Source organism: Pseudomonas sp. FP2294 (assembly GCF_030687625.1).
In the GTDB taxonomy this organism is placed as follows: Bacteria; Pseudomonadota; Gammaproteobacteria; order Pseudomonadales; family Pseudomonadaceae; genus Aquipseudomonas; species Aquipseudomonas shahriarae.
In genome coordinates this window covers 2,850,530-2,863,723 of sequence record NZ_CP117441.1, presented here as the reverse complement: position 1 = coordinate 2,863,723, position 13,194 = coordinate 2,850,530, and the positions used below count along the sequence as shown (strand labels likewise).

9 protein-coding genes are annotated in these 13,194 nt (G+C 57.6%); 4 read left to right on the top strand and 5 right to left on the bottom strand.

The genetic code is table 11. The annotated features are described in order from the left end of the window. Nucleotides 1–33: 33 nt before the first annotated feature. Both PSH73_RS12715 and PSH73_RS12710 read right to left on the bottom strand, forming a co-directional pair. Nucleotides 34–1,020, bottom strand: coding sequence for a hypothetical protein (locus tag PSH73_RS12715; protein WP_169989710.1), 987 nt, complete (start codon nt 1,018–1,020; stop codon nt 34–36). Between the two features lie 23 nt (nt 1,021–1,043). Continuing rightward, entirely contained in the window at nt 1,044–1,769 is a 726-nt protein-coding gene (locus PSH73_RS12710; RefSeq protein ID WP_057436537.1) for a molecular chaperone, read from the bottom strand. 483 nt (nt 1,770–2,252) lie between these two features. On the opposite strand from PSH73_RS12710, the gene PSH73_RS12705 reads away from it, so the two are divergent. Further along, a complete protein-coding gene (locus PSH73_RS12705; RefSeq protein ID WP_225923874.1) occupies nt 2,253–2,627 on the top strand; it encodes a C40 family peptidase in 375 nt (124 codons plus the stop codon). 119 nt (nt 2,628–2,746) lie between these two features. Here the strand turns inward: PSH73_RS12705 and PSH73_RS12700 are convergent, their stop codons facing one another. The 3 genes from PSH73_RS12700 to PSH73_RS12690 are packed head-to-tail and all read right to left on the bottom strand — an operon-like array spanning nt 2,747 to nt 5,038. After that, entirely contained in the window at nt 2,747–3,007 is a 261-nt protein-coding gene (locus tag PSH73_RS12700; protein ID WP_152987932.1) for a hypothetical protein, read from the bottom strand. A 38-nt stretch (nt 3,008–3,045) separates the two neighbouring features. Further along, a complete protein-coding gene (locus tag PSH73_RS12695) occupies nt 3,046–3,438 on the bottom strand; it encodes a hypothetical protein (protein ID WP_057959503.1) in 393 nt (130 codons plus the stop codon). A 58-nt stretch (nt 3,439–3,496) separates the two neighbouring features. Next, nucleotides 3,497–5,038, bottom strand: coding sequence for a catalase (locus PSH73_RS12690; protein WP_057959504.1), 1,542 nt, complete (start codon nt 5,036–5,038; stop codon nt 3,497–3,499). A gap of 417 nt (nt 5,039–5,455) precedes the next feature. Here PSH73_RS12690 and PSH73_RS12685 point away from each other — a divergent pair, with 417 nt between their 5' ends. The 3 genes from PSH73_RS12685 (at nt 5,456) to PSH73_RS12675 (ending at nt 13,179) form a co-directional block, all read left to right on the top strand. Next, complete coding sequence (locus PSH73_RS12685) at nt 5,456–10,867, top strand: Ig-like domain-containing protein (RefSeq protein ID WP_305462636.1); 5,412 nt, start codon at nt 5,456–5,458, stop codon at nt 10,865–10,867. A gap of 124 nt (nt 10,868–10,991) precedes the next feature. Then, nucleotides 10,992–11,912 (top strand): OmpA family protein, encoded by a 921-nt coding sequence (locus PSH73_RS12680; RefSeq protein WP_057959649.1) that lies wholly within the window; start codon nt 10,992–10,994, stop codon nt 11,910–11,912. Nucleotides 11,913–12,240: 328 nt separating this feature from the next. Further along, on the top strand, nt 12,241–13,179 hold the full coding sequence (locus PSH73_RS12675) for an OmpA family protein (RefSeq protein WP_057959642.1): 939 nt from the start codon (nt 12,241–12,243) through the stop codon (nt 13,177–13,179). Nucleotides 13,180–13,194: the final 15 nt, after the last annotated feature.

Sequence of the window (13,194 nt, the reverse complement as noted above, 5' to 3'; positions counted from 1 at the left end):
GGCATAAGACGATCCTTAAAAGCGCCCATGGGCTTACTTGTAGAACATATCGACGACCACCGCGGCATCGAACGCACCAGGCTGAGGCAGGGCGCGCCACTTCAAATCAGCCCTGAAGTCTTGGCGGAAGGTCTGGTTGGCACCATTCATTTTGGCCAAGGGGAACCATTCATTGAATGGCAGGTTTTGATGGGTGTAGTCCCAGGATAACGCGATGCCCACGGAGCTGTTATTAGCGGGTACCAACAAACCATCGATCACGCTCCCGCCGCCCGGTGTCGTGGCGAAGCGAGCGCTCACCGTGTACGGAGTGTCACAGGCTTTGCGCAGGCTCAGATTGAAGGTAGCGGTGCTCGCCACTTCACCGACCTTTGCCAGGCGCGAGGGTTTGGGAAAGTTGACGACACTGGGGGTAATCGTCAGGTCTGGCGTGCAGGGCACAAAGCGGATGTCGTTCACGCCGGTGACGATGTAGTTGAGGTTGCTGTTGGGCCGGCTGTTGAGCCCCGTAATCCCGTCCAGTTGAAAGACCCGGTATTGCGACAGGGTGCTGGCCTGGCCGTTTTGCGGCGTGCTACCAAACTTCTCGATAAACACGCTGAAGTTGAGGGTGAACCGGGCCTTGTCCCAACCGACGCAATTTGACAGGTTGCAACCGCGGTCGGAGTAGAACCCCGTACCGTACTTGCCACTGCTTTGGGTGATGGGCACTGAGTTATAGCGGATCCCGGCGCGAATGCCCTTGCCGATACTGACGCTTGCCGGGTTCAGGTAAAAAAACACTTCTTCGCGGCCGTGCTCAAAGTCATCCTTGCAAATCACGTTGACCGAGCGTGGGCCCGACTCCCAGATAATCGTGCCATCCGGCGCATCGGCCGCCACCGCCAATGCGGTACCCAGCGGTGCGGTGTCGGCGACCGAGCCGCTACCGTCCACCCGGCAGGCCAGCGCATAGCTGGTAGCGGGGAGGGCAGCGCTGACAAGCAGGGTGGCCACGAGTAGGTATTTAAGAGGTGACATAGGTCGGTATTCCCCGCGTTCCATCACTTGAGAACCGCGCGATGGCGGGCCTGCAAGCCGATATCGGTGATTTCGGTAAAGTTGATTTGGCTCCCGACGCTGATGGGGGCCTGGGTGCTGAAGACTTTGCGTTCACCGGGCTTGAGCAATAGGTAGTCATCCAGCATTTGAACCTGGCCGCCTTTGTCGACTTGCACATCCACCAGGGACAGATGAAACGCACTGGGATTGGTGACGGTCAGGGTTTGCCCATCGGTGCGGCTCCATACCAGTTGCGGCACGGCCTCTGACGAACTGCCTGCCAGCCCGGCCGGGCGATAGAACAGCTTGAGGCGCTGGCGCACGGCAAATTGCACGCTGTCGGCGGCTTCCGGCTTCAGCGGGATTTCCATGACGTTAAGCAAGAACATCGACTCCACATCGCTGGGCAAGCCTGCGCCGGCGTACAGAATGCGCAGCAGGTGATGCTGTTGAGCATCCAGGCGAACCAGCGGCTGAACCACGGCAAAGGGCACCGGCGACGTTGCATCATCGTCCTCGCGGGTGACCCAGCTTTGCACCGCCAGTTCGCTGGAGGACTGATTGACGATATTGATGCTGGCTTCTTTATATTGGCCAAAGTAGATCAGGCGCGTGCCTTCAATCTTGACCGTCGCCTGCGCACAGGGCGCCAGGGCCAGCAACGCTGCAATCAGCGCACTGATCCAGAGCAGGGAGCGGCAGAATGGCAAGTGGTTGAGAGGTGACATGAGGGCCCGTAGCTTTCCTGGGTGTGTTGGAGTGGCTTCGGGGTCCATGGTAGGAGGTGGGCGTCAGGGATTCTCTCAGGCGATTCTTAAAAGGGAAAATTGCAGGCTCAGGGCTGGGGGGCTTTGTGTTTGTCACCGCCAAACGTCTCGCGTTGGGATGAGTATTGGAAGCGTTGCCACAGGCCATGGGCAAAATCCGAGGGCAACTCACGACACAGAATCGCCCCCCGTTCGTCGATTCCTACACGCCAACGGGCACGACTGAGACAAATCCTATGTGTTGGTCATCGCCTCCTGAATACCATTGCACCCCAGCTAACTTACCTCTATTTTTCGGTGCATAACGTGTCAAAGTTTACATTTATGATAGTGCTCAGCTATTTGTTTTCGGATTATCTTTTTGCTTCCACAAAACAAAGTACCTCTGGCAAATCCAAATGGGCGAATCAGGATAATAGCGTTGTCAATAAGCCGTCAGGCCATATGGACAATCTTGTATCGCGAGCCCACGAGTTGATTGGTACGCCCTACAAGTGGGGTGGTGCTTCAGTGAGCAAAGGGTTTGATTGCAGCGGGTTGATTGTTTATCTGTTTCGCAGTGAAGCAGGCATCAATATTCCGCGTACGACCGCCTCAATGCTCAGCTCACCGGCTAAAACGATCTACCGTAATCAACTAAAGTCCGGAGATGCTGTTTTTTTCAAGCATAATGGCGCGAACCGCATGCGGCATGTGGGGATTTATATCGGTGGTGGTCGGTTTATTCATTCGCCCAGAACAGGTAAAAGTATCCGCATCGACTCGTTGAACAATAGCTACTGGAATAAAAGTTATTACACAGCGAAACGCTTTCATTGATTCGCCCCATCTAGGTGCGCGGCAGGAGCTGGTCTGGCGACGAATCACCGACCCATCCCCCTATAAAAGCCCGCTCGCGGGCTTTTTTTCATACTGGCATCCTTTCCCCATTGCATAAATCACTCGGACTTGCGCGCGATAATCGCTTGTTCTGCAAGCGCTATTTTTTGCATGGCCAGTCGCGAGAGCTGGCTGACCTCGGGCGCGTCGATATCGGTATTGGATAACAGGTCGGCCTGGATAAGTACGGCAAATGCATCCTTTACTTCATCGACGACCAATGTAAACGACTCGGGTTTATTCTGAAGTTGGGTAAACCGCTCGCGTGCTTCTATGAGCTCAGGCTGTATCGTTGGCTTGGCACATCCGGCCAGGCTCAAGGCATACACGCTAATGATGGGCAGACACCTGTACCACATCATTGCCTGCTGCCCCTGGGTGCACCTTTTGCCCACGGCAGATCTTTCAAACACGCCCAGGGAGAGGGGGGATCAATCTCCGTCATAAAGCGTTCGATCAGTTCAATGTCGGGTGGCAAATGCAGCCAGTCATACAGCAAGGTAGGGCGTGTTTTCCCGGCGGCGGGTTGAGGCTGCGCCGAGGGAGTGCTTTTGACAGACGAAGCCAGCACCTGGTTTGCAATCAGCACATCAAAATAGTCGATCAGGCTATGACTCATGACCTGAAGGTCTTGACTGCTTTGCAAGGCAAGGAGCCTGTAGTAGCCAAGCCTGTTCAAGCATCTTTCGATCCGGATCAGCCTGGGCAGGCTGGGGTCTGCGACCAGTATTCTCAATTCTTTATTGGGCATGTGGATCACCTTGTTCGGCGCGGTTTTCGCTGCCCGTAGCGGGCAGCGAAACACTTGCTCAGTCGCTCAACGTCGAAGCCAATGCCTGGACGCGTAACAGGTCGCCTTTCACCGCTTTGGTGACGCCGGTGCCGTACTCAGGGTCGGCCTTGTACAGGAAGGACAAGATCAGGTGCTTGCTCTTGTCGTCCGCACTGGCCAGTGAGCCGCCGAAGCTTTCGATCAGGTCCTGGCGCTCTTTATGGCTGAAGGAGCGATACAGGTCGCCGGCCTGCTTGAAGTTCTGTTCGCGCTGGATCTTGGCCTGCTGCGTAGTGCCGGTCAGGGGCAGGATGCTGTAGCGCGCCTTGGCCGGCTCTTCACGCGGGAGCAATCGGCTCGGCTGGTAGTTGATGCCCGTCGTGGTGCTGGCGGTGTTCATCGCACCATCCTGGTTACCGTTGTTGACGGGTTTCTTCGGGGCGTTGATCGGCAGTTGCAGCGCGTTGACGCCCAGGCGATGCATCTGGGTATCGGCGTAGGAGAACAGGCGACCCTGCAGCAGACGGTCTTCGGAAGGCTCGATGCCCGGGATCAGATTGGAAGGCGCCATGGCTACCTGCTCGGTTTCCTGGAACACATTGGCCGGGTTGCGGTTCAGCACCATCTGCCCGACTTTGCGCAACGGGACGTCCGGCCAGACCTTGGTCGCGTCAAGCGGGTCGAAGGCGAAGCTGCCCAACTCTTGTGGTTTGAGCACCTGGATATACAGGTCCCACTTCGGGAAATCGCCCTTGTTGATATGGCTGACCAGATCCTGGGTCATATGGCTGTAATCGGCACCTTGTACCTGGGCCACCTGTTTAGGTGAAAGGTTGCGGGTGCCTTGCAGGCTTTTCCAGTGGAACTTGACGTAGTGCACTTCGTTTTTGGCGTTGACGAACTTGTAGGCATGTACGCCGTTGCCGTCCATCTCCCGATAGCTGGCCGGGATGCCGGCGTTGGAATACAGCTCGGTCAGGGTGCGGGTGGCTTCCGGGACATGGGAAAAGAAATCGAAACGACGTGAGTCGTCGTCAAGGTTGGTGCGTGGGTCTGGCTTGAAGGCGTGGACCATATCCGGGAACTTGATGGCATCACGGATAAAAAAGGTCGGGAAATTATTGCCGACCAGGTCCCAGTTACCGTCCGCGGTGTAGAACTTGGTGGCGAAACCGCGTGGGTCGCGCAGGGTTTCCGGGGAGTGAGTGCCATGCACCACCGATGAGAAGCGCACAAATACCGGGGTGACCGTGCCGCTGTCAAAGACCTTGGCCTGGGTCAGTTCGCTGAGGTTATCGGTGGCGGTAAACACCCCATGAGCCCCGGTGCCGCGGGCATGCACCACACGCTCGGGAATGCGCTCGCGGTCAAAACGCTGCAACTTCTGGATCAGGTGCACGTCTTGCAACAGCACCGGCCCTTGGGCGCCTGCCGTTTGCGAGTTCTGGTTGTCGCCGACCGGGGCCCCGTTGTCACGGGTAAGGTCAACGGCCAGCGCCGAAAACGACAGCGTGCCGGTGGTAACAATGCACAACAAGCGTCGCGGGGTAAAAGCATGGAGGGGGAAGGGGGGCTTCATTCTGAATTCCTGGTTATTGGCTGAGAACACCACCGCCCACCCGAATAGATGCCTTGCCGACATGAGAGCCTCAAGCCGTAGTACTTCTATTTAATGGGAAGAGTGCCTTTAAAGGTTTACTCAGAACGACACACTATCAATGTAAGACTTGTCTCAATTCCCGATAATCAAATGTTAAGTGGCTAGCGATCAACGGCCGGGCAACTGCGACTCTGATTAAAGACATTATTAGATTGGATGAGGAAGTTACTTTTAGTTAGCGGGTGCTTGTCGCGAACTGCGTAGGAATATTCCCAGTTTTGGGACATGTCTCATATCGACAAAGGTCAACGAGGGCCAAGATTCGTCCTATCCCCTGGTACCGCTTTTTGAATAGGCGGGCCTTGGATAATTAGGACGTGTCGAAACTTCGGCGCGGTGACCAATCTGACGAATGAAGGCATCACAGTGAACAAAAACGCAGTGAACGTCGCCGTAGTGGACGGCAAAACGATTACCGAATCGGTGGAGCTTCGCACCACCAAACAAGGCGATCCGGTCCGAATCAAAGCGGTCAAGGACGGTAAATACATTATCGCGGAGGCCGGTGAAAAAACCGTTGCCCCCGAGAACCTGACCATCAAGCGCGTCGGCAACGACCTGCATGTGGCCACCGAAGGTACCGACCCTGATCAGCCACAACTGATTATCGAAGGTTTTTACGAGCACCCCGGCCAGTTGGTCGGTGTAGCCGAAGACGGTGCCTACTACGAGTACATCTCTTCCGACGCCGAAGACGATCACGCAGCGGCATTTCTGGCCGATGGCGTGTCGTCGCCACAAGTACTGGGTTCCGAGGAACTGGTAGGTTTCGGTGAAGGCCTGGTTGCCGGTAATGGCATCGGCTGGTTCTGGCCAGCTCTGCTCGGTCTGGGCGCGCTCGGTTTGCTGGGCGCCGCTTACAAGCTGACCCGCGACGATGACAATAACGATAACAAGGATGGCGGTTCGGCTATCGCTCCGAGCGCCCCAACCTTGTCTGACGTCACCGACGATGTCGGCGATGTGCAAGGCCCAATCAACAAGGGCGACTCTACTGACGACCGTACCCCGACCTTCAGCGGCGAAGGCACCCCCGGCAACACCATCATCATCGAAGACAACGGCAAGCCGATCGGCGAAGTGGTGGTGGGTGATGACGGCAAGTGGGAGTTCACGCCTACCACGCCGCTGCCGGAAGGCGAGCACTCGATCATCGTTGTCGAGAAGGACAAAGACGGCAATACCAGCGGGCCTTCGGACGAATTCGATTTCATCATCGACATCACCGCGCCAGGCAAATCGATCATCGACGCCATCAGTGATGACGAGGGTGATCAGCAAGGTGTGATCGCACCAAATGGCCTCACCGACGACAAAACCCCGACGCTGACAGGTACCGCCGAGCCAGGTGCCACCCTGGAAATTTACGCCAACGACGAAAAAATCGGCGAGACCACCGTCGAAGCCGACGGCAGCTGGACGTTCACCCCATCGCCAGCCCTGGAGGATGGTGAATACAGCTTTACCACCATCGCCATTGACGCGGCGGGCAATGCCGGCCTGCCGTCAGACCCTTACATTGTCACCATTGACACCACTGCCCCGGTCAAGCCAGGCATTGGAACCGGTGGCATCGAAGAAGCCATCGACAACGTTGGCCCGATCATCGGCGATATCGGTAATGGCGGCGTCACCGACGACGGCACCCCGACCTTTGGCGGTGGCGGCCTGCAACCTGGCGACAAAGTCACCATCATTGATGACGGCGTGGAAATCGGCGAAGTCATTGTTGGCGAAGACGGTCGTTGGGAGTTCACTCCGGACCCTGAGCTGATTGAAGGCCCGCACCCGATCACCGTGATTGTCACGGATCCTGCAGGCAACAAAAGCGAACCGTCCGATCCGTACATCGTGATTGTCGACACTACCGCGCCAGTCAAACCAGGCATCGGTACCGGTGGCATCGAAGAAGCCATCGACAACGTTGGCCCGATCATCGGCGATATCGGTAATGGCGGCGTCACCGACGACGGCACCCCGACCTTTGGCGGTGGCGGCCTGCAACCTGGCGACAAAGTCACCATTATTGATGACGGCGTGGAAATCGGCGAAGTCATTGTTGACGAAGACGGTCGTTGGGAGTTCACTCCGGACCCTGAGCTGATTGAAGGCCCGCACCCGATCACCGTGATCGTGACCGACCCGGCGGGCAACGCCAGCGAGCCGTCCGATCCGTACATCGTGATTGTTGACACCACTGCACCGGTCAAACCAGGCATCGGCACCGGTGGCATCGAAGAAGCCATCGACAACGTTGGCCCGATCATCGGCGATATCGGTAATGGCGGCGTCACCGACGACGGCACCCCGACCTTTGGCGGTGGCGGCCTGCAACCTGGCGACAAAGTCACCATTATTGATGGCAGCGTGGAAATCGGCGAAGTCATTGTTGGCGAAGACGGTCGTTGGGAGTTCACTCCGGACCCCGAGCTGATTGAAGGCCCGCACCCGATCACCGTGATCGTGACTGACCCGGCGGGCAACGCCAGCGAGCCGTCCGATCCGTACATCGTGATCGTTGACACCACCGCCCCTGTGGCCCCGACCATCGACAGCGTATTCGATGACCAGGGCACCTCGACCGGCAATATCATGCCGGGCGACATCACCGACGATTCCCAGCCGGAAATCCGTGGTCAGGCCGAGCCTGGCACGACGGTGATCATTTATGACAATGGCCGGGAAATCGGCCGCGTACCCGTCGCTGCCGATGGCAGTTGGACCCACACCCCGGTGCCGCCACTGCTCAATGGCCCGCATGACCTGACGGCAGAGGCTGTCGATGCTGATGGTAACACCAGCGCGCCGTCCAACAGCGTCGACTTCGAGCTGGTTGCCGGTGGCCTGCCGCCAGCGCCAAGCATCACCGGTGTGTTCGACGATATCGCCGATAACGTCGGCAACATCATGCCAGGCGAAAGCACCAACGATACCGAGCCACAAGTGAGTGGTACCGCTGAGGCCTTCTCCACCGTCACTCTGTTCGCCAACGGTGTCCCCGTCGGTAGCGTAGTGGCAGACGCACTCGGCAACTGGACTATCACCCCAAGCCCGGCCTTGACGCCAGGTCTGAACAACCTGACTGCAACCGCGACCAACTCGGCCGGTAATGTCAGCCCGGCGACTGGCGATTATCCGATCACCGTGGATATCACTCCACCGGCGGCGGCAGATGCCAGTCAGCTTGAAGACAACGTGGGTGCGATTACCGGTCCGATCAACAGCGGCGATATCACTGACGACAATACCCCGACGTTCAGCGGTACTGCCGAGCCCAACACCACCTTGATCATCTATGACGGTGGCGTCGAGATTGATCGTGTACCGGTGGATGGCGCTGGTAACTGGAGCTACACCCCGGCACGACCGCTGGCCGATGGCCCGCATAGCTTCAGCACCGAAGTCGTGGACGCAGCCGGTAACCGTAGCCCTGAAAGCACGCCGATCGACTTCACCGTCGATACCAGTGCCGTTGCCATCAGCATCGAACAGGCGCTGGATAACGTGGGCCCGAACCAGGATCCTCTGGCCAGCGGCAGCGTGACCGACGACGCCACACCGACCCTGCGTGGTCAGGCAACACCGGGATCGACCGTCAATATCTACCTCGATGGCGTGCTGTTGCAGGAGGGTGTAGCGGTCAACAATGCCGGTCGTTGGGAGTACGAAGTTAACCCGCCGCTGCCCGAAGGTAGCTATGCGTTCACCGCAACAGTGGTCACCGCCGCAGGTGGTGAAAGCGCACCGACGGCTGATTTCAACCTTGAAATCGACCTGACGCCCCCGGCGGCCCCGACCATTGATGAAATCCGCGATGACGTGGGCGATATCCAGGACCCGCTGGTGGATGGTTCGACCACCGACGACACCACACCGACCCTGGTGGGTAGTGGCGTAGCCGGCGACACGATCATTATCCGCAACAACGGTAATGAACTGGACCGCGTCACCGTGCAGCCGGACGGTAGCTGGACCTACACGCCAAACCCGGCGCTGAACAATGGCTCGACCAACGTGTTCGACGTGATTGCCCAGGATCCGGCCGGTAACCAGAGTGCACCGTCTGCTCCATGGACAGTGATCATTGACACCACGGCGCCGATCACGCAGATCACGTCTGTGATCAATGACGACGGCACCCCGACCCCTATCAATCCGGGCGACGAGACGACGGACCGTACCCCACTGATCAGTGGTACCAGCGAGCCTGGCAGTACCGTGACCATCTTCGACAGTGGCGTGCCAATCGACACGGTACAGGTTGATGAGTTCGGTAATTGGAGTTACTCGGTTGTTACACCGCTGAGTTCAGGTTCTCATGGTCTGACGGCTTCGTCGGTCGACCTAGCCGGTAATCAAGGGCCGGTCAGTGATCAATTTGATCTTCGTATTACGTCGGTTTTTGGCACCTATAGCAACATCGAGAGTTTTGATGGTGCGCCACTCGGCGGTATTGCAGTGGGAAGTGTTCTTGATCTTAAGGCGATGGCGATCACGAACATAAGCGGCTCGAGCGATGTGGTGCCTGTTAACCCTAACACTATCAGCGACCCAATGTTGCGGATCTACGGTAAACTTGATTTTGATTTGAAGGGGGATTCTTCAAGTGTACTTGTTATGGAAGCGTCCGGTCTTGGTGCACAGCATATTAACGAAATTCGATTTTATGACGCGAATGGCGTGCTGATTCATACGGATACCGTTTCTAAAGAGCCAGGCTCGCAGCAGTTTATAATGCCTGGAGGCATGGAGTTTAGCCGATTTGAGATTGAGACTGACGTTAATGCAGGGAGTGGCCTGTTCGTAGACAATCTCATCTTGGCAAATGGCCCGATCAAGACCGAAGGTTTTGAGGGGCTGCCGCTGAATCATAAATTTGATTTGGGTGTTCCGTTTGAGCTCGATTTGTTTACGCTCACAAGGATAGAAAATAATGTTCCGAGGGGGGCTGGTGTTGGCCTTATTAACCAGGGGCATGCTGCTGGGCAGCAACTGGCGATCCTTGGGGCCAAGGTTGAGTTCGACCTGAAAGGCGAAACGGCAAGTACACTCAATTTTAAATTAACGCTTCAAGCCGGTCGTGTGTTGGATACCATTATTACTTTTTACAATGCGGACGGGGAGCTGATTCATACTGAGATTATGCTGGGGGGGTCAGATGGACTGCGGCATATCTCGATGCCTGACGGTTTGGAGTTTTCTAGCTTTGTAATAGACAATCCTGACTCAAGACATTTATATATTAACGAGATATCTTTCGCAGACTTAGCCCTTCCTAACTTGCCGTTGGCGGACGAGTCAAATACAACTTCTGACCATGTCATCTATGTCACCGAGGGTGACGAAGCGGCACTGGTAGCCGAAGGCAGCGATGCCATCGATACGCTGGTGTTGACGGGCGCCAACCAGCTCCTGGACCTGTCGGCCCTGGGCAACCAGGTCTCGTCCATTGAGGTCATCGATCTCACGGGCACTGGTGACAACACGCTGAACCTGTCGCTGTCCGATGTGCTGTCGCAAGGGGGGGACAGCCTGTTCACCGCGGATGACACCACGCAGATGATGATCAAAGGCAACGCTGGCGACGTCGTCAACCTCGACGACCTGCTGGCCGACGGCACCGACCCGGGTGATTGGGCAGGTCAGGGTCAGGTGATCGTGGAAGGGGTGACGTACAACGTGTTCCAACACTCCAGCCTCGATGCTCAATTGCTGGTTCAGGACGGGGTAACCACCAACCTGGTGTAAACGCGAACACCGTGTGCAGGCCCAGCCTGTACACAGCTCGCGCTGCCAATCGGTTGGTTCGCTCCAGCCTTAATCCATTCAATATCTGCGGGCACCTCACGGTGTTCGCGGTGGAGTCATGATCATGTTTAAACGTATCACCGTCTTTAACGCTGCACTGCTGAGTTTGGCGTTGGCCAGTGCCCCGTTCGCCACGGCCGAGGGTTTCACCCCTGGGGCTGTCTCGAGCAAGGTGTTTGGCAATCAATACATGCCTGTGGCTCCGGTCTCTGACCGTCAGGTGCAAGTGGTGTATTACCGCTCAAGTGCCATGGGCACCCAACAGGGCGCCGCCCACGTGTATGTGGACCGCGAGTTTCATGCCGGCCTGTTGCCAGGCGGTTACAGCGCGTTTTGCGTGGCACCGGGCAATCACAGCCTAGGCGCTTATGTAAAAGATGCGCCGCAGTACAAGGGCAAGACCACCGACGTGTTCTCGGCCTCCCTGGACGGCGGCAAGACGTACTTCCTGCGGGTTCGCGAAGACGGTTACGGCGCTCCCCAGGCGGTAACACGCGTAGAAGCCGAGCGCGAGCTGGCCGGCATGCGCAAGCAGGTCCAGGCACTGTCCCGTGCCTCGACCGTGCAGGCGTGTGACTACCAGGCAATGCCGGTGGCGCAGTTCAAGGATTACGCGGTCTCTGGCGACGTGCTGTTTGCCTTTGGCAAGTCGGGCTACCAGGACATCACCCATCAGGGCCGCGAAGCCATCCGCCAGTTGGTCACCCGACTGAAGCAGGAAAACGCCAACCTGGACCGTATCGAAGTGGTTGGCCATACCGATGCCATCGGTTCTGCCGCCGCTAACCGTACGTTGGGCCTCAAGCGCGCACAAACCGTGCGTCGTTTGCTGCTCGACGGCGGCTTGCCGTCTTCGGCAGTCAGCGCCAGCAGTGCCGGCGCGGATCAACCGGTAAGCAATGGCTGCTACGGTTCGCGCTCCGAGCAGATTGCCTGCTACGCCGCCGACCGTCGCGTCGTGGTGCGGGTCGACACGCGTAACTGATACTTCCCAGGCAGATTCCCCTCTCCTGGCTTTTGGCCCGACGCACGGATAGCGTCGGGTTTTTTTTGCCTGTTGAACAGGGAGGGCAGGCCCTTGAGCGGTTTTTGCTCTGTGGAGGAGCGAGCAAGCTCGCTCCTGCAGTGAATTACGGCATTAGGCACTTAACCCCCGTTTTGTCTGGCCATGTGGGCCATTTCTGAGACGGGTCTTATAGCTGCGCAGCGCGGCCTTTCGGATAATTCTGACTCGAACGGTTGGCCATCATTGCCAATCCCATTCCGTTTGTTTTTCCAGGTGCCCGATGGCGGGCGCTGGCGATGGAACCCAGATGAACTTCATGCGAAACACACATCGAGTAGCGCTGCTGGTCGGCGCTACCTTACTCATCAGTTGTCCTGCATTGGCGCAAGAGCCCAAGGCCGGCCAGGTAGCGGGGCGGGTATTTTATGCCGCGTATATCGGGTTGCCGCCAGTGGCGGTGGACCAGGCGCAAGTGGTGTATTACCGCAACAAGGCAGGGGTGCAGCGCAACGGCGCCGCCCACGTCTACATCGACCAGCAATTCCACACCGGCTTGTTGCCCGGCGGGTTCACCAGTTTCTGCCTGGCGCCCGGCAATCATACGCTGGGCGCTTACCTGAACGATGCCCCGACCTACAATGGCAAGCGCACGGACCTGTATCAGGCCAACCTGGAAGGCGGGCGCACCTACTACCTGAAAGTGCGCGAGGACGGTAATACTTTCCCCATGCCGATCGAGCGTACCCAGGCTGAACAGGAGTTGAGCACCACGCGTATGCAGATGCATGCACTGTCCCGCGCCACCAGTGTCGAGGCTTGTCGCTACTATGCGCACTTGAAGGACGATGAACGCTTCAAGCATTACACCTTGGCCAGTGATGTGCTGTTTGCCTATGGCAAGTCGGATTACCGCGACATCAGCCTCGCCGGACGCACGGCCATCGGCCAGTTGCTCGCTGAACTGCAGAGCGATGATGCACAGCTCAAACACGTGCAGGTGACCGGGCACACCGACCCATTCGGCAGTGCCTCCGACAATCAGTTGCTGGGGGAGCGGCGGGCCAATACCGTGCGGCAGATGTTGCTGGATGGTGGCATCGCCGAATCCATCCTCAGCGCCGACAGTGCCGGCAGCCGCGAGCCTGTGGTGCACACCTGCTACGGGCCAAGGCTCGAGCAGATCAGTTGCTATGCACCGAATCGCCGGGTGGCCATCCGCGTGGAGCTTGACCGCCCCCAGCCATAAAGAATTGATCCCCTC